At 41.1% G+C, this 18173-nt stretch carries 26 protein-coding genes and 1 riboswitch; of the genes, 10 read left to right on the top strand and 16 right to left on the bottom strand.

The annotated features are described in order from the left end of the window. Window positions 1-270 precede the first annotated feature (270 nt). A riboswitch (SAM riboswitch) is annotated at window positions 271-376 on the bottom strand. A gap of 344 nt (window positions 377-720) precedes the next feature. Both P4361_RS02850 and P4361_RS02845 read right to left on the bottom strand, forming a co-directional pair. Continuing rightward, window positions 721-1362 carry a helix-turn-helix transcriptional regulator gene (locus P4361_RS02850; RefSeq protein ID WP_091003332.1) on the bottom strand — a complete coding sequence of 214 codons (642 nt, stop codon included), beginning with the start codon at window positions 1360-1362 and terminating at the stop codon, window positions 721-723. 90 nt (window positions 1363-1452) lie between these two features. After that, window positions 1453-1905, bottom strand: a complete 453-nt coding sequence (locus P4361_RS02845) for a DUF86 domain-containing protein (RefSeq protein WP_328088250.1) — start codon at window positions 1903-1905, stop codon at window positions 1453-1455. A 155-nt stretch (window positions 1906-2060) separates the two neighbouring features. On the opposite strand from P4361_RS02845, the gene P4361_RS02840 reads away from it, so the two are divergent. Together P4361_RS02840 and P4361_RS02835 are read left to right on the top strand one after the other, a co-directional pair. Then, window positions 2061-2330 (top strand): DUF3055 domain-containing protein, encoded by a 270-nt coding sequence (locus tag P4361_RS02840; RefSeq protein WP_231689220.1) that lies wholly within the window; start codon window positions 2061-2063, stop codon window positions 2328-2330. Window positions 2331-2422: 92 nt separating this feature from the next. Then, the gene (locus P4361_RS02835) at window positions 2423-2713 is read left to right on the top strand and encodes a hypothetical protein (protein WP_175501776.1); all 291 of its coding nucleotides are present in this window, start codon (window positions 2423-2425) and stop codon (window positions 2711-2713) included. A gap of 25 nt (window positions 2714-2738) precedes the next feature. On the opposite strand, the gene P4361_RS02830 is transcribed toward P4361_RS02835, so the two are convergent. Then, window positions 2739-3014, bottom strand: a complete 276-nt coding sequence (locus P4361_RS02830) for a YutD family protein (protein WP_053357299.1) — start codon at window positions 3012-3014, stop codon at window positions 2739-2741. A 109-nt stretch (window positions 3015-3123) separates the two neighbouring features. Between P4361_RS02830 and P4361_RS02825 the strand changes: the two genes are divergently transcribed. Beyond that, window positions 3124-3756, top strand: a complete 633-nt coding sequence (locus tag P4361_RS02825; RefSeq protein WP_328088249.1) for a YhcN/YlaJ family sporulation lipoprotein — start codon at window positions 3124-3126, stop codon at window positions 3754-3756. 297 nt (window positions 3757-4053) lie between these two features. Here the strand turns inward: P4361_RS02825 and lipA are convergent, their stop codons facing one another. After that, window positions 4054-4947, bottom strand: a complete 894-nt coding sequence (lipA, locus tag P4361_RS02820) for a lipoyl synthase (protein ID WP_053357297.1) — start codon at window positions 4945-4947, stop codon at window positions 4054-4056. A gap of 190 nt (window positions 4948-5137) precedes the next feature. On the opposite strand from lipA, the gene P4361_RS02815 reads away from it, so the two are divergent. After that, a complete protein-coding gene (locus P4361_RS02815; RefSeq protein WP_053357296.1) occupies window positions 5138-6139 on the top strand; it encodes a M23 family metallopeptidase in 1002 nt (333 codons plus the stop codon). Between the two features lie 46 nt (window positions 6140-6185). On the opposite strand, the gene P4361_RS02810 is transcribed toward P4361_RS02815, so the two are convergent. Further along, window positions 6186-6662, bottom strand: a complete 477-nt coding sequence (locus tag P4361_RS02810) for a dihydrofolate reductase (protein WP_091003325.1) — start codon at window positions 6660-6662, stop codon at window positions 6186-6188. Further along, entirely contained in the window at window positions 6659-7453 is a 795-nt protein-coding gene (locus P4361_RS02805) for a thymidylate synthase (RefSeq protein ID WP_062233167.1), read from the bottom strand. The genes P4361_RS02810 and P4361_RS02805 overlap by 4 nt, the downstream gene beginning before the upstream one ends. 177 nt (window positions 7454-7630) lie before the next feature. Between P4361_RS02805 and P4361_RS02800 the strand changes: the two genes are divergently transcribed. Beyond that, the gene (locus P4361_RS02800) at window positions 7631-7813 is read left to right on the top strand and encodes a hypothetical protein (protein WP_062233164.1); all 183 of its coding nucleotides are present in this window, start codon (window positions 7631-7633) and stop codon (window positions 7811-7813) included. 34 nt (window positions 7814-7847) lie between these two features. Here the strand turns inward: P4361_RS02800 and P4361_RS02795 are convergent, their stop codons facing one another. From P4361_RS02795 to P4361_RS02785, 3 genes are all read right to left on the bottom strand, one after another. After that, window positions 7848-8150, bottom strand: a complete 303-nt coding sequence (locus P4361_RS02795; protein WP_062233161.1) for a YunC family protein — start codon at window positions 8148-8150, stop codon at window positions 7848-7850. Window positions 8151-8207: 57 nt separating this feature from the next. Then, window positions 8208-9605 carry a bifunctional UDP-sugar hydrolase/5'-nucleotidase gene (locus P4361_RS02790; protein WP_328088248.1) on the bottom strand — a complete coding sequence of 466 codons (1398 nt, stop codon included), beginning with the start codon at window positions 9603-9605 and terminating at the stop codon, window positions 8208-8210. A 128-nt stretch (window positions 9606-9733) separates the two neighbouring features. After that, on the bottom strand, window positions 9734-10579 hold the full coding sequence (locus P4361_RS02785) for a DUF72 domain-containing protein (RefSeq protein ID WP_256227490.1): 846 nt from the start codon (window positions 10577-10579) through the stop codon (window positions 9734-9736). A gap of 401 nt (window positions 10580-10980) precedes the next feature. Between P4361_RS02785 and P4361_RS02780 the strand changes: the two genes are divergently transcribed. The 3 genes from P4361_RS02780 to P4361_RS02770 all read left to right on the top strand — a co-directional run bounded on the left by P4361_RS02780 (window position 10981) and on the right by P4361_RS02770 (window position 11668). Next, on the top strand, window positions 10981-11139 hold the full coding sequence (locus P4361_RS02780) for a hypothetical protein (protein ID WP_256227489.1): 159 nt from the start codon (window positions 10981-10983) through the stop codon (window positions 11137-11139). Window positions 11140-11359: 220 nt separating this feature from the next. Then, window positions 11360-11530, top strand: a complete 171-nt coding sequence (locus P4361_RS02775) for a hypothetical protein (RefSeq protein ID WP_053357289.1) — start codon at window positions 11360-11362, stop codon at window positions 11528-11530. Window positions 11531-11563: 33 nt separating this feature from the next. Next, a complete protein-coding gene (locus P4361_RS02770) occupies window positions 11564-11668 on the top strand; it encodes a Fe-Mn family superoxide dismutase (protein ID WP_234293215.1) in 105 nt (34 codons plus the stop codon). 316 nt (window positions 11669-11984) lie between these two features. On the opposite strand, the gene P4361_RS02765 is transcribed toward P4361_RS02770, so the two are convergent. Further along, complete coding sequence (locus tag P4361_RS02765; protein ID WP_053357288.1) at window positions 11985-12314, bottom strand: YmaF family protein; 330 nt, start codon at window positions 12312-12314, stop codon at window positions 11985-11987. A gap of 77 nt (window positions 12315-12391) precedes the next feature. After that, window positions 12392-12550: a lysozyme family protein gene (locus P4361_RS02760; RefSeq protein WP_256227545.1), complete on the bottom strand. Its 159-nt coding sequence runs from the start codon at window positions 12548-12550 to the stop codon at window positions 12392-12394. 184 nt (window positions 12551-12734) lie between these two features. Here P4361_RS02760 and P4361_RS02755 point away from each other — a divergent pair, with 184 nt between their 5' ends. Next, the gene (locus P4361_RS02755; RefSeq protein ID WP_328088247.1) at window positions 12735-14165 is read left to right on the top strand and encodes a PQQ-dependent sugar dehydrogenase; all 1431 of its coding nucleotides are present in this window, start codon (window positions 12735-12737) and stop codon (window positions 14163-14165) included. Between the two features lie 547 nt (window positions 14166-14712). Here P4361_RS02755 and P4361_RS02750 read toward each other — a convergent pair. From P4361_RS02750 to P4361_RS02745, 3 genes are all read right to left on the bottom strand, one after another. Next, window positions 14713-15012, bottom strand: a complete 300-nt coding sequence (locus P4361_RS02750; protein ID WP_256228232.1) for a hypothetical protein — start codon at window positions 15010-15012, stop codon at window positions 14713-14715. 728 nt (window positions 15013-15740) lie between these two features. Then, a complete protein-coding gene (locus P4361_RS23190) occupies window positions 15741-15821 on the bottom strand; it encodes a putative holin-like toxin (RefSeq protein ID WP_353051232.1) in 81 nt (26 codons plus the stop codon). 121 nt (window positions 15822-15942) lie between these two features. Then, complete coding sequence (locus P4361_RS02745) at window positions 15943-16122, bottom strand: hypothetical protein (RefSeq protein WP_062234592.1); 180 nt, start codon at window positions 16120-16122, stop codon at window positions 15943-15945. A gap of 640 nt (window positions 16123-16762) precedes the next feature. On the opposite strand from P4361_RS02745, the gene P4361_RS02740 reads away from it, so the two are divergent. After that, window positions 16763-16861, top strand: a complete 99-nt coding sequence (locus P4361_RS02740) for a sigma 54-interacting transcriptional regulator (protein ID WP_425590218.1) — start codon at window positions 16763-16765, stop codon at window positions 16859-16861. A 171-nt stretch (window positions 16862-17032) separates the two neighbouring features. Here the strand turns inward: P4361_RS02740 and P4361_RS02735 are convergent, their stop codons facing one another. After that, complete coding sequence (locus tag P4361_RS02735) at window positions 17033-17299, bottom strand: hypothetical protein (protein WP_328088246.1); 267 nt, start codon at window positions 17297-17299, stop codon at window positions 17033-17035. Window positions 17300-17770: 471 nt separating this feature from the next. Continuing rightward, the gene (locus P4361_RS02730) at window positions 17771-18070 is read right to left on the bottom strand and encodes a hypothetical protein (protein ID WP_328088245.1); all 300 of its coding nucleotides are present in this window, start codon (window positions 18068-18070) and stop codon (window positions 17771-17773) included. Window positions 18071-18173: the final 103 nt, after the last annotated feature.

Raw genomic sequence — 18173 nt, 5'->3', positions numbered from 1 at the left:
ACAGAGGCAAGGATCTGAGTAAAATGTTAGCCAACAAGAAAAGCTGAAGTGCCCTGCTAAGGTCCGAGAAGCGCTTGAGTTCTTCTCAAGCAACACGTTTTTTGTGTTGAGGGAGAAGAACGAAGATGACTAAGGATGAAAAGAAAGTCTTACTTTTCATCTATCAAGGACCTTAGCTGAAAACTCAAGTTCGTTTTCAGCATTGGGCACTGAAGCTGGACAATCAAAAAGACCTCTTCTAAAAGAAGAGGTCGCAGTTTTCACCGTCGGCTCTCATCTTTCAGAACATTTGCGTGTTCTGCTGAAATTAGCACCATGCATTTCTGCTGGTTGCCGGGTTTCATCGGGTCAGTCCCTCCACCTCTCTGGATAAGATACATCTGAATATTAAGTTATTTTGAATAATACTGAACTTTAATGTTGAAGTCAACCCTTTTTTTCACGATAAGGAAGTGGCAAAGTTTTTGGCACGCTCCCCCTGGCCGATGTTCGAAACTTTGCATTTTTTATTTTCTGCTGCAGTCAGCAATACCATATCGGTCTTCTGCCCTGCTCCAGTAAGAGAAAAAGTGTGGCCAGCGAGACGATGGAAAAAGAGATCACCCTCGAAGAGCTCTACCTGACGTCCTTCTTACGACAACAGAAGGAAAGAATAGAGGGCGGATGATCGTAAAAATCCAACAAAAAAATAAACCCTATTGGCGGATCAGCCAGTAGGGTTTATGCGTTTTTCTCTTCGGAAATCAAATATTTGCAATACGAGCCGCCTTTAGCAAGACATTCTGTGCGTTCCACATGGTCTGTACCGAGCATTCTCTGGAATAAAGAAAGCTCACATGAGCAGGCATTCTGATATTCATTTGCTACTTTGGCAATCGGGCAGTTGAATTCTTTTAATTCATACTGGCCGTCTTCTGTTTTTTCCCACTCGACCATATAGCCGGCTTCGTTTTGAATGTCGGCGAGTTCGGCCACCTTTTGCTCAAAGCTCTTATTCTCCATCCGTTTCTTATACTTATCATTTAAGCGGTTTTCCCGGCGGACAAACAATTCATGCACAGCTTTCTCACCGGCAATCTCCTGAATGTCTCTCATAAATTCAACGGTCAGCCCCGAATAGTTGCGCGGAAATTGTTCATCCGCAGCTTCGGAGAGCTGATACACATTCAGCGGCCGTCCCATGGCCTGGCGGACCAGGGTGGTTTCAACGAGCCTGTCTCTCTCTAATGTATTTAAGTGGCGCCTGACAGCCATCTCGGTAATCCCAAGGCGGCTGGCCATTTCAGTAACCGTCAATTTTCTATATCGCTTAAGCATATGAATGATTTCAGAACGGGTAGAGGTGTTATTAGCCATAGCCATTAACAATCACCTTCCTTACCCCTATCTTACAGCATTTTCTAGCAAAAGTACATTCTAAACAAAAATGTTTAGAAATAGGGATAGCAGCTTTTACTTCTGCTCCTCTTCAGGCAAAAATGCAGAAACAGGCCCCAATTCTTGTTCAATATAGCGTCTCACATCGGCAGGGAAACTTTCGATCGATCCAGAATTCTCCAAAAGGACCTCGGAAATTTCAGAATGGCTGACACTCGCAAATTGCTGGACCAGCATTTTGCGCAGTGATACGACCTTTTTCAATCCTTTCGCATTTTGCGCGGTGATCACTTTTTCATCCTCAAGGATATCCAATATGTCTTCATAACTGCCCGGATCCCTCATTATGAAGCCATCGATCATCGAATTACCCACATCGATCATACTTTCGATGATAACGTGAGCCGCTCGTTCAAGAGCCAGCTTTTCTACATCGCCTTCCTTGCCGGCCAGTTTCTTTGCCTGCTGATGCAATGATCCCAGATATACTAAATGGTGTTCAATTTTTTTTCTGTCAACAAAATACATATGTATCACCCTGCCTTGTCATTCTGCATAGTCCTTATTAGTTTATCACAAAATTCAAGGAGAATTACGGAAGGAGCCTCCTATTTTCTTATACCGGCTTGTCTGCTATCATGGGGAAGAAAGAAGGAAAGCCCTTGCGGCAAGGAGGACTGAATGTGGCAGAAGAACGCTTTTTTCTGTATGACGATACCGAGAAATCCGAGACACGCTTCGTAAGTTTTATGGGAACGAATACCCGATTTGACCTCGCCATTGTAAAAACAGGAAGACATTACGGCAAGAGCCTGATTCTCGATCTGCAGGGAAGCCGTTTTTCCATCATAGGAGAAGATGACCTTGAAGAAGAGGGATACTTGGAGCATGTTTTCCAGCTTAATGAGGAAGATGCACAGGAGCTTCGGGAGTTCCTATACGAAACACTATAGTTTTGCGGGAAAATTACCCACACAAAAAAAGCCATTTCATGGGCAGTTTAAAAAAGGATAGATGCCTTCTATCCTTAACCTGCCTGAAGGGAATGGTTATTTTGTATAACAAGGATAAAAAAACCTATACGGATTTCTCTAATGTGGAAACCCGCAGGCGCTATGTTCTGCCTGAAGACTTGCCTGAAGGACCATACGGATCTCCAATTAATGCAAAGCTTGGAAAATCTACTCCCTGGGAAGAAAATCAGCGGTATTACAGCGCCTTCAACTATGAATATAAAAATCTTCACGCCGGCATGGAACGCCAATATCCCGGTGCCCATCCGACGCATGATGATCCTGGAGAAGATACAGAAGAACCATACCAAAATTATAAATAAGGCAGGATAAATAACCCCTTGTTGATCAGGGGGTTATTTTCTTTAGCACAAAATAAGGACAGCCAAAGTTACAATACTCATAAATGTATTCCGGAAGCGTACTGATCTTCGTGTCATATGTCGCTTTATCATGTCCGTCTTCGAAAAAGCCGCGCAGCCTGAGCTGTTCATAGCCGATATCACCGACAAGATAATCATATTTATGTAAAATTTCGCTGTACCTTGATTTGAGCAGTTCCTCATCAAAGGCCTCTTTATTATTCTCTATCAGTTCGTAGCAATGCTCACCAATACAAATCATGAACTCACCTCACTTTTATATTTTACCATGTCCCATAAAAATACAGCCAACAATTTCTTTGTAAAAAGTTTTTTATTGTGGTCAACCTAAGGATAAGGAGGTGAATCACATGAACAAGAAAATTGCTGCATTAATGATCCTATCCTTTACCCTGTTTACCGCTGCCTGCTCGGATGATGACACGAGAAAAGAAACAACAAGCGGTTATAAATTTTCCAACACCAGCTACAAAAATTACAAAAATGATAATAATACGATGGGAACCGACAGAAGATACGGGGACTTCGGCTATGTGCGACATGAATATAAGGGAGAGAACAGAAAGCCCCTCTCTGCCAATCAAATACCGAAAATGGATCGCCAAAAACTGGCTGACATGATTACTGACATGGCTGTACGCCTGCCGAACATTAAAGATATGGCTGTTTTGGTTACAGATGAAGAAGTCCTCATGGCTTACGAAACAACCAGCAAAAATCGGATGGCCATGGCGGATAATGTTAAAAAAACAGCTTTTTCCGTCGTCCCCCGCTACTACCATGTCTACGTTTCAGATAAAAAAGGCATGATCGGCAAACTCGAGCAGTACCGCTCCATCAACTATGATACTGAAAACGCCGAGGGCATCATCGACCGATTGGTTGCACAGATGAAAAAATCTCCGCAAGGATACAAAGTAAGCGATGGCGAGAATCAGAACGGGGAAATGAAAGGTGAAATGAACAGCCCGATGAATAAATAAAAAAAGGCTGGCCAAGAAGTCTGGAAGCTGTTGATTTCCGCTTCATGCTGCTCGCTTTCCGCGTGGCGTGCGGTGAGCCTCTTGGTGCAAGCACCTGCGGGAGTCTCACCTGTCACGCTAGTCCCGCAGGACAAGGAAAGCTTCGGCAGCGTTATATCGCACGAAGAAAATGTGAAGTTCATTTTCGAGGAGTCTCGCATCTTCCACTTCAATCAACTTTTCATTGAAGATTTTTCAAGCCAAAAAGGAGCTGCCTGAAGGTCAATTTTTGACTTTCAGGACAGCCCCTTTTTCTAATTAGTTGCTTTGAACCGCTTTGTTGGCAGCATTTACCTGTTCATCTGCATGGTAAGAGGAACGGACAAGCGGGCCTGCTTCACAATGCTTGAATCCTTTGCTAAGAGCAATTTTGCGAAGCTCCGCAAATTCGTCTGGATGATAATATTTTTGAACTTTTAAATGTTTCTTTGTCGGCTGTAAATATTGTCCAACGGTAACGATATCGACATTGTTGGCACGAAGGTCATCAAAAGTTTCAATGATTTCTTCCATTGTTTCCCCGAGGCCGATCATAATGCTCGATTTTGTAGGAATGTTTTCGTTCATTTCTTTTGCACGGCGCAGGAACTCAAGTGTGCGCTCATACGTCGCACGGGCTCTGACTCTTGGTGTCAAGCGTCTTACCGTCTCAATATTGTGGTTCATGATATCAGGCTTGGCATCCATTAAAGTTTCCAGGTTTTCTTGAACGCCCATCATATCGGAAGGAAGAACTTCAATGGAACAGAACGGATTGCGCTTGCGAATCGCTCTAACGGTTTCCGCAAAAACAGCTGCACCTCCATCTTTCAGATCGTCACGGGCAACAGCGGTAATGACCACATGCTTCAATCCCATTTGTTCAACAGATTCCGCTACGCGTTCCGGCTCCTGCAGATCCAGTTCTGTCGGCAATCCCGTCTTTACTGCACAAAAACGGCAGGCACGGGTACACACGTCACCAAGAATCATGAAGGTTGCCGTTTTTCTTACTGCCCAGCACTCATGGATGTTCGGGCAACGCGCTTCTTCACAAACGGTATGTAGCTTCTTTTCGCGCATCATTTTTTTGAGGCCTTTATAGTTGTCGTTTGTGTTCAGCTTTATTTTTAGCCATTCCGGTTTACGGATGTGCTCTTCTTTCTTAGCCAAAATCCTCACTCCAATTCATCGTCCTGCACAAAAAAATCTTGTGCTTTAAAAGGTAGAGATACATTAGAAACTTTAACATAACTGGCGGGAAAACTCCAATCCATGATATTTCCATCATTTATATAATATGAAATTTCTTTTCCCAACCAAACTAAGGATATGATTCAGGAAAGGAGTTGAAGAACTCACCATGAAAAAATGGCTAAGACTTTTCTTGTTTGCTTCCTTGATCGGTTTTATTTTTCCTGAGCGGGAGGCCTTGGCCGCACCAACCTATAATAAAGAAGATGTACAGCGGCTGGCACTATATAAAAAGATGGAAACGGTATCGAGTATTCCCTGGTACTACTTCGCTGGTGTCGATCAGTACGAACGAAGCGTACGGCGTGCCCGAAGAGATCTTCCTGATGCTTCCGGACTTGTCGGCATTTATTTTTCCCCTATTCAATGGTCAGGACCGTTAAATCCAAACATGGAGGACAAAAGCCCTGATTCCATTCGAATATTTGGCGGTGCAGGGATGGATGGGAATAATGATGGAGTCGCCGATAGGAACAATGACGAGGATTTGCTGTACACGTTTGCGAACATTATCCAGAAATACGGGTTTGATCAAGAAAATTTTAAAATTGGATTATGGGAATTCTATAGACGGGATAAGGCTGTCAGCATCATTATGGAGAATGCCCAAATTTACAAAGCCTATGGAACAGTCGCATTGAACCAGCATGCTTTCGTCGTCCCTCTTCGTTCGAATTACAGCTTCAAAAACACTTGGGGTGACCGAAGGGGATATGGCGGCCTGCGTATTCATGAAGGGACAGACATCTTTGCTGACTACGGTGTGCCGGTAAAAGCAACATCATACGGAATCGTTGAGATAAAAGGCTGGAACCGTTTTGGCGGCTGGCGGATCGGAATCCGAGACATCAATAACGTCTATCATTATTTTGCGCATCTCTCCAGTTTTAACAAATCCATTGAAAAAGGATCAATCGTACAGCCTGGAATGGTCGTAGGCTATGTGGGAAGCTCCGGGTATGGCCCGCCAGGTACGTCCGGAAAATTCCCGCCTCACTTGCACTATGGCATGTACAGAGATAACGGGTATACGGAATGGGCTTTTGATCCCTACCCGTACCTCCGAGCCTGGGAACGACAGGAGCGGACTGCAGCACGATTGCATCGCTAATAAAAAAGCCACCCGTGGGTATAAAACGGGTGGCTTTTGCATATTGCTATATTTTTTCGATCACAAGAAAATCATGGGAATATTTATTTTTTTCGTCTACAATTCCCGGTGTTTCGGAAACCAGCTTCCATTCGGATTCATCATATTCAGGAAAACATGTGTCACCATGAAAGCTTTCGTTAATCTTCGTGATATACATCCGTTGGACATGCGGCATAAACAATGAAAAAACTTCCGCACCGCCAATCACACATACTTCTTCTTCCGGCCGCTCCAGTGCCTGGTCTATCGAATGAATGACAGTGCAGCCTTCCGCTTGAAATGATTCATCTCTCGTCAGGATGATATTTTCACGGCCCGGAAGCGGTTTTCCTATGGATTGAAACGTTTTGCGGCCCATAACGATCGGCTTTTTCATCGTTACTCTTTTAAAGTGCTGCAGATCAGCCGGGAGGTGCCAAGGGAGGCCATTGCGATCACCGATCAATCGGTTCTCGTCCATAGCGAACACATAAGAAATCATACTGATACCTCGCCCTTAATCCGCGGATGGTGCTCATAATTCACGAGCTCAAAATCCTCATATTTAAAATCAAAGATAGAAGCCACTTCTGGATTTATCTTCATCAAGGGCAGCGGTTTAGGCTCTCTTGTCAGCTGCAGTTTCACCTGATCCAAATGATTCAAATAGATATGAGCATCACCGACCGTATGTATAAATTCGCCTGGCTTCAGGCCGCATACTTGAGCAATCATCAGGGTTAACAGCGCATACGATGCAATGTTAAACGGAACGCCTAGAAAAAGATCCGCTGAACGCTGATAAAGCTGGCAGGATAATTTTCCGTCAGCAACATAAAATTGAAAAAGGGTATGGCATGGCGGAAGAGCCATTTTTGGAACATCGGAAGGATTCCATGCCGAAACCAAAAGCCTTCTGGAATCCGGATTATGCTTAATATCGTGAATGAGATTGGAAATCTGGTCGATCGTTTCGCCGCTTGGAGTCTGCCATGAACGCCACTGATGGCCGTAAACCGGTCCCAGATCACCATTTTCGTCTGCCCATTCATCCCAGATTGACACTCCGTTTTCATGAAGGTAGCCTATGTTCGTGTCTCCTTTTAGAAACCAGAGAAGCTCATGAATAATGGACCGCAAATGAAGTTTTTTCGTGGTCACTACCGGAAATCCCTCTTCAAGGTTATATCGCATTTGCCTTCCAAAAACAGAGATCGTTCCTGTTCCTGTACGGTCTTCTTTTCTTGTCCCATTTTCAAGGGTATCTTGAAGCAGATTCAAATATTGTTTCATTTCAGCCGAACACCTCTCTTTTCATTACTACTATCCTACACTAAATGATTCGGTGTTTCTAGCCGGAAAAGTTTGTCTCAATTTAATTACAATTATAAAAAATTTATCCATTTTCTTCATATCATTGTTATACTGAATGTGGAGTTAACTTGGTATTGAAATACAGGGGGGATGACCTTGGATTTCAGAAGGCTTTTACAGTGGATGTATTACTTGCAAATCGCCTTTTTTGTAAGCGGAATCTACCTATTATTAGTATACATTCTGACGAGCAATACAAAGCGCATTCAGATCATGAGCGGAGTTCTCTGCTTTAACCTCATCTCGCTTAAGCTTATGAGGGACCGTTATAAAATCTAAAAAACTGTACCCAGGGATGGAGTACAGTTTTTCTTTATACCATCTTCAGCAAGGCATCCCTTCCGGACATTCCTGCCTCGATCCCAATGGCATACGCTTCTGTTGTAATGGATTCCAGCGGCGCATTAATCAGTTGATCTATGGTTCGTACACCTACTGCTCGGCCTGCAATAATTTTTCGGTCTGAGAGCTTTTCATTCAAGAGGGCGACATCCAAAGCCCCGCACATGATATACCCTTTGTCATTATACACGGCAAGCAGGCTTGTTTTCGGCAGCTGGACGGTTACCGCTGTAAATGGGTGGCCGTCAATGATTACCGGGTTTAATTCAATCATGCTTTTCCCCCCCTTTCCTCCTATATGGTATGTACAAGAGGGGAAAGAGTGCGTCCACTACTGCCCATTCATCTTCTTAAGCTTCCATTCGAGCAGATCACGAAGTGTTTCAGGCAGCATAAATGTTTTTGTTTTGTTTCTTGCGATCGCTGGATAAAGCTTGCCGAACGTAAACATATCAATGACGGCAACCTTGTATATCCCCCCATCTATTACAGGTTCACCATTCAGCCAAATGTTTTTAACATGAGACTGCTGATCTTCAAGTACCGCTTCTTCCACTGTGATGCCTGAAAACGCCATACGGCCCATGACCTTTCCTCTGAATCCGAATCCCTTAACCTCTTTATGGATCATCTCACGGCTTAAACCCGCATGGACAATTTCCTTGATCTCATCACCGGTCAGATCGACAATGCACGGATTAATCGGATGTGGACAAATCCGATGCAGATCTCCTTTTGTGACAGGGCCAGCAGGCAGACTTTCCAGAAGTGTTCCCGAATTAACCATGGAATAGGAGGTCTTGCACCACTCTTTAAGTGCGTCCGCCATCAGCTGTGCAAAAGGTGATGGCTCATACCATGAAACATGAAGAGGTTCGCTTAATACGGCTACTTCCCTCTCCAGGACTTTTTCTCCTTTTTGTTTCAGTTCATCCAGAAGCTCGGCACCTTGATTGTCCTCTGCTATATCTGTCAGTTCAATCAGCATTGCTTGTTTTGATGCAATTTTTTTTGTGGATGCATCATACTGAATATTGATTTCACCAAGATACTGACCGAATTTTCCGGTTTGTGCGATCAAAGTACTATTTATCCTTTTTCCTTCTGGGAGCACATGGTGTGTATGGGCACCGAGGATAAGGTCAATTCCGCTTATTTCCTGGGCCATTCTTTCATCAAAGTTTAATCCTAGATGCGAGAGAACAATGACAAAATCACAGCTGTTTTTCAAATCAGCGATAATCTCAGGCAGAATCTTGAACGGATCTTCCACCCGCCACCCTAAAGAGTGATAAAAAGCCTGAAAAGCTACCGTGGCTCCCGTAACCCCTATTCGAATTCCATCCTCTGTCGTGAACACTTCAGAAATTTTTGCCCAATGAGGGCGTTCTCCCTCTTCATTAAAAAGGTTTGCTGCCAGTACCGGAAAATCAGCTTCGGTATAAAGAGAATAAAGTTCCTCTTTTGTAAGTGTGATTCCCTCATTATTTCCGATAGTTACCGCATCTGCACCAGCCTGATTAAGAAGGAGCGTATTCCCTTGTCCAAGCGTTCCTTCTGTCAGTGAATTGGCACGGTCCATAAAATCCCCGCAATCAAAATAAAGCAAGGTCTGTCCTTTTGCGGGAAATTCTGCCCTGCCTGTTTTTATCTGCTTTACGATACGCGGCCAATATTCAAAATGGCTGTGTACATCATTGGTGTGATAAATTTTTAATGTATTTAGCATATTGCCCCCTGAACCTTAAGAACCTGCCCTAATTATCAGCAGCAGGCCATTTCATGCGTCATTTTCACTATGAAATCGAATGACTGTTACTAATCAGTATAAACCAAATGGCGTTGTGCCACCCCTTTTTAAAACAAATCAAGCTGTCTCGGAGATAGCCCTTCATAATCAAGGCTCAGCATATCGATAAACTTCCTGGCGTTATCTGCAGCATCGCCTCCAGAATTGTTGTTGAACAATATGACGATCTCCTTAGACTGTTCACTCAATTTTTCAACATGCTGCTTCCATTCAGCAAGTTCTTTATCATTGTACCGATATAAATACCGAACTTCTCTCCAGTTTTCCTGGCCGTGATTGTTCCAGCCATGAACATTCCTTCCATGCATTCGAATGATGGTAAGCGCTGAAGACGTTGGTTCGATTACAGCAGGGACCGATCCCTGGCCCGCTTGAGGTTCATCACAAATCGTATGAATCCAGCGTTCTTCTCTCATAAACTCCACCGTCTTTTCTCTCATTTCAGGCATAAACCATGATTGATGGCGAAATTCAAGAGCAACCGGGATGCCCTCCATCATTTCCCTCGTAAACCTTAGCATCTGTACACTTTCCTTATTGCATTCAAACCAAGGCGGATACTGAAAAAGCACTGCCTTCATCTTACCTGACTCGATCACAGGCTGGATGGAGGCTTTAAATAAATCAAACATTTCTTTTGTCGATTCAAAAGGAATCTTGCCACGAGAATGTCCCGTCATTCCTTGGTAGGCTTTAATGATAAACGAAAAACGGTCCGGTGTGTCCTTTATCCATTTTTGATAATTTTTTAACGGCTGGATGGCATAGAAGGAGGAATCAACTTCCACAACCGGAAAAAAGCCGCTGTACAGCTTTAATTTTTCAGTGGATTTCGTCCCTTCCGGATATAAAGACTGGTGGTCCCCCCAGCCCGTTACTCCAATCAGTATCATAGTCCTTCTCCTCATTATGAATGGTTACTCTCTCTATTCCCCAAAATTTCATTATGTAAAAAAAAGCGAACCCATAGTGGCGTTCGCTTTTTGATTTGCTATATTAGCCGATAGAACCTTCCATCTCGAATTTGATTAATTGCCGTTTTCAAAATGTTTTAAAGAGATGGAAAAACCTTGATAAAACAACGTTTTTCCCTTTTTCATTTTCAGAACGGTATCAAGTTTTTCAAACTCAATCGGCACGAAATCGGCACGCGAGAATACCTAATAAAACATATTTATATTAATGTTTTGAGTGAATTTATACTAACATAAAGTTGATTTGGAAGATAGTTAGAAGATGTATTATCCCTTTAAAAAATGGACCCAAAGAAAACATAGAGGAAAGGAGAATAACGATGAGTAGAGAAGTGCTAAAAAAACGCATTCATCAGCATTTCGACAGAAAAAAGATTAAGGATGAGCAGCTCGAAACATTGCTGGTACGTTCCATCCTGTCCCTGAAAAAGGAGAAGGGACAACACGGCAGGAGGATGATCGTTGGAAGACATCCTTAATTCCGCCCTACCATACTCATGTAAATCATACTCATGTAAATAAATTAGGTAAAAGAAATGGTAAACGGATTATCTTTTGAGCCATTCAAGGGATAGGAGCATCAGCCATCCCGGCTCCAATAACAAGCAATATAATTTTCTACTTCATAATGAACAAAGAGTAAAAGGCAACGTATAAGCAATACTAAGAAGGAAGTTTTTGAATAAAGGAGGGAATGCAATGACAAGTCGCAATGGCAGCAAAGGAAGCCAAAACCAAGGTTCACCACAAGCACAATACAATCAAGAATTTAGCAGTGAGTTTGTGAGTGGGAATGATAACAAAGGAAAAGAATATCGTTCTAAAAAGGGTAGTAAATCAAAGAGTGATCCAAAGGAAAGCGGAGCTTAAAAAAATCGTGAGGTATACGCCTCACGATTTTTTATGCCTACTGCTGAAAAGCATCAGAATCTGACTCAATGGGATGTTATTCCGTTGCTTGTTCTAGTTGTTCGGGAACATGCCTACTACCTGCAATCCAAATCGTGAATTGGAGAGAAATGGAGCAACGATACAATCAGGCAAAATAAATTATATGGCAGCAGCTATTTTAAAAGGTCAATATTTCGTTGTAGAAAGCGTTATTACCTTTTGGCAGTTTAATTGCTCGTAAAGCTTGAACATGACGTGTTAGAGCGGAAGAAATAAATACTGTCCGTTTAACATTTGAAACCATTATCTTGGCTATTATGATAGAAATCCGAGAAACACGAAATTGGGGATGCCGTCATCTTTTCCTGCGAGCACTACAATACGTTGAACAGAACTACTCAAAGTACATTTCAACACTCAGTGATTTTGCAACTTAAGGGCTTATGTTCCTTCCTGTCCTTCCCGAGTAATAATGTACGTGTCCGTTATTAAAGGTGGTTGTTCCAGAAAACTCATGATAATGTGTCCCATCGCCCAGATGGACAGCAGGTCCCGTCTCTCCTGAAAATCCATGAACATGCCCATTTGCAAAAGTGGTTTTTCCCTCATAGTAATGAACATGAGTAATGGTGTTATTTACTGGTGTTGTTGTTCCCTGTACGTTGTGCGAATGTCCATTATTTATCGTCGTTTCCGTGGCATATTGATGTCGATGAAGAACTCTTTCATTCCATTCTATTTGTTCAATATCATGCTCGTGCACAGAACCCCTCCTCTTACTTGAAATACATCTGAATATATCTATGTAACAAATTAAAAACGTATAACTCCAATCCTTATTTACACAATTAAATTTATGGCAAGTTCCTTGGTGTAATGACCGTCTCTTTGATTCACGTAATCTATAAATCCATCACCCAAGTTATAACTTTGGATGGCGGTTTTTAGATCACCCTTTGCTTTTTTTAGTTGCTGTGCGTGTTTTCCAAAAACATCTATTCTTATACCGCTGACATACCATCTAAAGGCAGCTGAATCTTAAATTAAAGAACCCTTTAGTTTAAGTACGCTGGTGCGGAAAATGGTGCAATGCTTTTTCAGATTCACCGGCGCTAATTTTGTACTAATAGAACATTCTAATCATATTCTTATAAAAGAAAAGAATAAGAAGGAGTGTAGTTAGTTGATTAAAGTTAAGGTTAGTTTACGGCCCATTGTAAGTAAGGTAAATTTACCCACTGTTTTGAAAACAACTATACTTCCGGGTGACTCAATTGAAAGATTATTTATTGCAACCCAGGTAGGAGAGATCTTTTACATAGGAAACTCAAGTTTAAGGACTTTTTTAGATATTCGCCCGCGAATCATAAAACTAGGTGATTCTGAACTAGGTGTTTCTGGTAGTGGATATGATGAACGGGGATTGCTAGGGCTAGCGTTTCATCCAGAATTTTATTATAACGGTCTGTTTTATCTTCATTATTCAGTTGCTGGAACACAAGGTCCAGGTGCTCTTCCTGAACCTTTTATACCTAACCCGTGTGATCCCAGAACTTTAAACCTAAGATGGATAAATAGAGAAACTCAATATGATCATATTGATACCGTTGAAGAATGGATTTTACAATCGAATGGTCAACCTCAAAAACGAAGGACATTACTTAACTTAAGAAGACCATTTTTTAATCATAATGGTGTCAATAGCTTAAACTTTTCACCTGAAACAGGAAAACTTGTTTTAACAACCGGAGATGGTGGATCAGGCAATGATCCATTTAATTTAAGCCAGGATGATATGGAAATCGCCGGTAAAATAATTGAAATTGATGTAGTTAAGAATACATTTACCTATAATCCACCTGTAGTCACACGTTTTAATGAACTTCCCGCACCTATTCAGGAAACGCTTACGGTAATTGCCAAAGGGGTTCGCAATATACCAGGCATCTCATTTCAAAGGTTTAATAATCAGTATATCAAATATGCAGGAAATGTCGGACAGGATTTGGCAGAGTCCATTTTTTCATTCGTTGATTATAAACCAATCCCGGTTACTCAGCTTATTCAAGCTTCTTTAATGAATTCTGAACCTGACCAAGAAGGATTTATTAACTTTGGCTGGCGAGGGTGGGAAGGTGCTTTTCCTGCTTCGATGATAAGGGGCTGTTCTGCAAATCCGACTTTGGATGAGAAAACAATGGCTTATTACAATGAAGCAGTAAAAACTTCAGTGAGGCGTCTTCAGCCCTTAACTTGTTATTTTCATAAAGATCCCCGACCCGATAAGTTTGGAGGAACTGCACTTACAGGAGTGCAAGCATATATGGGGAATGGAATCCCCGATTTAATGGGAAGCGTTGTGTTTACCGATCTTGCCCGGGCAGAAGAATCTCAATCTCCGGTTAGAGGGGTTTTAGCTTATACCAGGGTAAGAACAGATTGTAAACTAAATGATTTTAGTGTTATTAAAACCGATTATAATTTTGGGTCTCAATCAGCTTATTTTGTTAATCTGGGAACGAATCTGGATCAAACCAGACTATATTTAGGGGTTTATGGCTCTATGAAAGTGACTGATTTTAACCAAGGCACTGTTTTTGAAATTGTTCCATGATTCATAATTATAAAATTCTACTTAATACCAGATAAATCTCTTTCTTGGATTTAATTCGAAATATAAAACAAACTAGAGAGCAATCATACTCCGAATTCGAATAAAAAAGGGGCTGTCCAGAAAGTCGAAAATTGACCTTCAGGCAGCCCCTTTTCGGCTTGAAAAATCTTCAATGAAANNCAGCTTACAGACTTCTTGGACCGCCCCTTTTCAGACTTTATCCGATAGGTGTGTGAAATCGTTTACAGTATCGATGTAGCACGGGATCTCACAGAGCAATTCGAGCTTGATCTTAGTGATTCGTTGCAGTTGACCATGGAAGATTTACAGCAGCGCTGTCTTTCACAACGGATAATCCAGCAGGGAGCTCGGCTGCTTTCTCCATTGTTATAAGTAAAATGTAAAAGAAAAAGCATGGGACCCATTTAATTTTACTTTTCCCGGTATGTAAGAAAACATGATGCTGTCTTCACATACGGTACCATAGATATTTGAGGATGATCAATAATCTGTCTGTCCATGTTGACCCCTTTTCCCACGGGTTATATTAAATCCATCCATACCACGGACATCCACAATTAACGGGGTAGCAACCATAGTTTGCAGGATAACCATAGTAATATCCTTTATAATGTCCGGGTGGATGGTGACCAGGGTTAGACCCTGTACTATGATGAGACTGCGTCCCGGAATCAACAAGTTGCTGAATCAGTTGTAATTGCTGTGTTGTAAGTACGTATCCTGTTGATGGCGCCGTACCCCAATACGGAAATTCCCGTGGAAGGATCATCCCCAGCCCCTGTTGTGGGTTATCAACGTAGTTTGTTATCAAATTATGATTATTCATTGTGTCCTCCTTCAAGGTTTCGCTAATCCTCTTCAGTGTATGTGATTTTTGACAAATTGCATTAGGTAAAGCACCAGTTTTGTTAAAGCACTTCCATAGAAAAAGGGAGTGTTTTTTTGTTTATTTGACAAATTCCTATATAGTGTTAAATAGATTTTTTCGCAGTTAAAACTGAACGGGGAACTGTATTTATCTCATAAAAAGCCACTATTGATTAAGAAGACTTAACTTTATCCGTAGGTCTCATTGTGCAGCCTTAATTTATTTTCCAATATCATTCTAACCATCGCTTTTTCAATGCTAAATTTAATAAACAAAAAGATCTGAAAAATTCACACTAGGTTGTATTTAATATCAGTGCTCATATTCCTTACTCAGGCCTAAAAAGGTTGCAATATCTAAATCTTCGTAGGGTGCATCTCCATAATAGAAATACGCTCCCCAAGTCGAGTCACCATTTCGAATGGTCAAAAGAAATTCAACACTTACACCAAGGCTCCTTTTTATAAAATTGAAGAACAATAAAAAGAGCCCAATCCTAGCTAATTCCTTTACTTGTAAAAGATAAAAACAAATTATATAATTAGATTAGAGAAGGCATAATATAAAAAGAACCCTGATGCGGGAACATCAGAGTTCTACAGCTACCCGCAAGAAGTGCGGCGGCTCGAATCGAACATGAGAAGAAAAAGTAATCACCCATTAATTCGTCTGGCCAGACAGGGTGGTTACTTTTTTGTGTTTGAGATGATTATTACGATTAAGGTTGCGAATGCTATCATGAGTGTTAAAGCTTCGTAAGTAGTCATCATCGGTTACACCCCCCTTCTTTCGGGGATGCCACCGCCACCCTGCTTATGTAACTGCATTTTAATTTACCATACCATATCAGCCTTAAAATCAACTTGAAGACCCCATTTTGGCAGGGTTTTAATTAGATACTTTTACATAACCAGCATTACTGACTTTATTATAGTCTCTATTATTAATAATAAAGAATAATACATGATCCTCTGTAACTATAGTTTCATTTTTCCCTAAATCACTCTTCGCAGTTACTAGCGAGTCATATAAGAACCCTCTAACCTTTTCTCCTTCAATACTTAACATCATAAACACTCCAATTAACGATTTACTATATTATTTGAATGATATGCACAAAAAGCGAACATACGCTCTAAGTATACACTATTCTTGTTGGTAAAAGTACAGCTATATATAGCTTTAGCACACACTTTTCTTATTCGAAGAAAATCTCTCCATACTACGATAAACTTCTTCTAGTCTTATGAAACTAATTTAAGCAACGGTCAATAATAATGATCCGGTCCTCTAGTTTTTGCTGCTACAGGACAAACCTGTAGGAAAAAATATCTCTTCAACTAAACCAAATCTAATGTTCCAATTACTTATAAATAAAATTCCTTGTTACGCCACCCAATGGGAGCTAACGGAACGGATCTTTGCCCTTTTGTTGAACACATCCAGTACTCGGTACATATTTAAAATCCTACGAATTCCTCAATATTCAATGATGGAGCATAACTGGGAAGAACAAAGGAGGAAAAAGACAGCCAATCTCCTTTTTACTAACTTTTATTGGTTTATTCGACAAAATACAAATGTACACATAATCGTATATGCAAGCATATACGATTGTAAAATATTTGATCATACAACATGATTATTTAAGTTTTATTAGTTCTCACACATTCAAAAAAACGCCATTTTCCTAGATGAATTTGGTGATATGATATACCATCTCCAGGCTAAGCTGTTGAGGGTTCTGCAGCAAAAAGAGTTAGTCAGAGTCGGCAGAACTGAAGTAATACTTTTGATGTACGTTTGATTGCGGCAACAAATCGAGATTTAGAGACTATAATATAATAATAAAAATGTTGTTTTTGTTGATTTTTACATATGATTTAGGCATTATCATCAGAACAGTTTTTCTATACGTTTATAAACTGATAGAGAAGTCCTTCTATTTCAAATTGAATGAAGGGAGGTTTTTGATTGGTTAATCGACACCAGCAGCCTGGCGCATGGATTCCAGGAGGAGTGATGGTGCAACAACAACATAGTCAGCATAGCAGCCAGCATAGTCAGCATCACATGCCACACACCCAGCACGCTCAATGGCCGCATGGACATCATCCCCATCATGTTCATCATCCCCATCATATCCATTGGTCACATGGACACCATGTACCTCATCCTCACACCCATCCGGCACATTGGACACCTGTACAACATGGTTTGCACACTCATCCAGTACATTGGACACCTGGGCACCAGGGACAGCATCAGTCCCATCCTATACATTTTGTGCCTGGACAGCAGGGGCAGCCCCAGTCACAGCCAATTCACTTTATGCCCGGTCAGTACCGGGCATCGGCCACTAACTGATACTCCTAAGCACAGCTATTCTGCAAGAATTGCAGTGGCTAAGTAAATAAGGCAACAAAAAAGTAACCTATACCTACATTGGCCGTGCAGGGTGGGTTACTTTTTGTGTTGATTAATACTACAACGTTCAGTGATGCGAAAAAAATCATGAGCATTAGTTTATCAGTAACAATAACCATCAGCGACACCCCCTCTAATTAAGGGATTGCCACTTCCCACCCTGCAAATGAAGCTGTACCAGTAAATTAAAAAGTATTTTACCCATAATAAAAACACAACTGTTTACGTATGGGTACAAATAAACAATTTAATTTATGCGGGTTGGAATCGCTCCAAAGTACCAACTTTATTACTTTTTTAAATACTCCTCAGCTGCTTTTTCAGAATATCCATTACCATATTTTATATACCCAAACTCATCATAGTCGTTGTATAAAATAGCTAGATCGTAAAAGATACGATGGGCTATTAACAAACCCTTTTGGTTTTTATTTTTGACTGCTTTTTCAGTAACTAAAAGAGCATTAGTCAGATCTTTTTCAACAGCTTTGTCATCATTGATTTTAATTGTTTGATTGGTATAGTCGATTACAGTATCAAATCGGGAATCACTGAAACTAAGGTCAGCAGCTGCACCAATAGGTTTCATTGTTTGGCTGAATCTATAGCGAACATGAAGTAGACAACTGATTTAGTTCTTTACTGCGGAAAACCTGAGGGACTTACCTGTTTTTTGAACTTTTTTACGAGAT

Source organism: Fictibacillus sp. B-59209, from assembly GCF_036216745.1.
GTDB lineage: Bacteria > Bacillota > Bacilli > Bacillales > Fictibacillaceae > Fictibacillus_C > Fictibacillus_C marinisediminis.
The sequence above is the reverse complement of the archived record's forward strand: the minus strand, read 5'-3'. Positions and strand labels throughout refer to the sequence as shown.

What these genes read in the sequence shown, in the direction of transcription:
- P4361_RS02850 (WP_091003332.1), bottom strand. Translation starts at nt 1,362, where the DNA reads ATGGCTATGGCTAATAACACCTCTACCCGTTCTGAAATCATTCATATG.
- P4361_RS02845 (WP_328088250.1), bottom strand. Translation starts at nt 1,905, where the DNA reads ATGTATTTTGTTGACAGAAAAAAAATTGAACACCATTTAGTATATCTG.
- P4361_RS02835 (WP_175501776.1), top strand. Translation starts at nt 2,423, where the DNA reads ATGGTTATTTTGTATAACAAGGATAAAAAAACCTATACGGATTTCTCT.
- P4361_RS02830 (WP_053357299.1), bottom strand. Translation starts at nt 3,014, where the DNA reads ATGATTTGTATTGGTGAGCATTGCTACGAACTGATAGAGAATAATAAA.
- P4361_RS02825 (WP_328088249.1), top strand. Translation starts at nt 3,124, where the DNA reads ATGAACAAGAAAATTGCTGCATTAATGATCCTATCCTTTACCCTGTTT.
- P4361_RS02815 (WP_053357296.1), top strand. Translation starts at nt 5,138, where the DNA reads ATGAAAAAATGGCTAAGACTTTTCTTGTTTGCTTCCTTGATCGGTTTT.
- P4361_RS02810 (WP_091003325.1), bottom strand. Translation starts at nt 6,662, where the DNA reads ATGATTTCTTATGTGTTCGCTATGGACGAGAACCGATTGATCGGTGAT.
- P4361_RS02805 (WP_062233167.1), bottom strand. Translation starts at nt 7,453, where the DNA reads ATGAAACAATATTTGAATCTGCTTCAAGATACCCTTGAAAATGGGACA.
- P4361_RS02795 (WP_062233161.1), bottom strand. Translation starts at nt 8,150, where the DNA reads ATGATTGAATTAAACCCGGTAATCATTGACGGCCACCCATTTACAGCG.
- P4361_RS02790 (WP_328088248.1), bottom strand. Translation starts at nt 9,605, where the DNA reads ATGCTAAATACATTAAAAATTTATCACACCAATGATGTACACAGCCAT.
- P4361_RS02785 (WP_256227490.1), bottom strand. Translation starts at nt 10,579, where the DNA reads ATGATACTGATTGGAGTAACGGGCTGGGGGGACCACCAGTCTTTATAT.
- P4361_RS02780 (WP_256227489.1), top strand. Translation starts at nt 10,981, where the DNA reads ATGAGTAGAGAAGTGCTAAAAAAACGCATTCATCAGCATTTCGACAGA.
- P4361_RS02775 (WP_053357289.1), top strand. Translation starts at nt 11,360, where the DNA reads ATGACAAGTCGCAATGGCAGCAAAGGAAGCCAAAACCAAGGTTCACCA.
- P4361_RS02770 (WP_234293215.1), top strand. Translation starts at nt 11,564, where the DNA reads ATGCCTACTGCTGAAAAGCATCAGAATCTGACTCAATGGGATGTTATT.
- P4361_RS02750 (WP_256228232.1), bottom strand. Translation starts at nt 15,012, where the DNA reads ATGAATAATCATAATTTGATAACAAACTACGTTGATAACCCACAACAG.
- P4361_RS23190 (WP_353051232.1), bottom strand. Translation starts at nt 15,821, where the DNA reads ATGACTACTTACGAAGCTTTAACACTCATGATAGCATTCGCAACCTTA.
- P4361_RS02745 (WP_062234592.1), bottom strand. Translation starts at nt 16,122, where the DNA reads ATGTTAAGTATTGAAGGAGAAAAGGTTAGAGGGTTCTTATATGACTCG.
- P4361_RS02740 (WP_425590218.1), top strand. Translation starts at nt 16,763, where the DNA reads ATGATATACCATCTCCAGGCTAAGCTGTTGAGGGTTCTGCAGCAAAAA.
- P4361_RS02730 (WP_328088245.1), bottom strand. Translation starts at nt 18,070, where the DNA reads ATGAAACCTATTGGTGCAGCTGCTGACCTTAGTTTCAGTGATTCCCGA.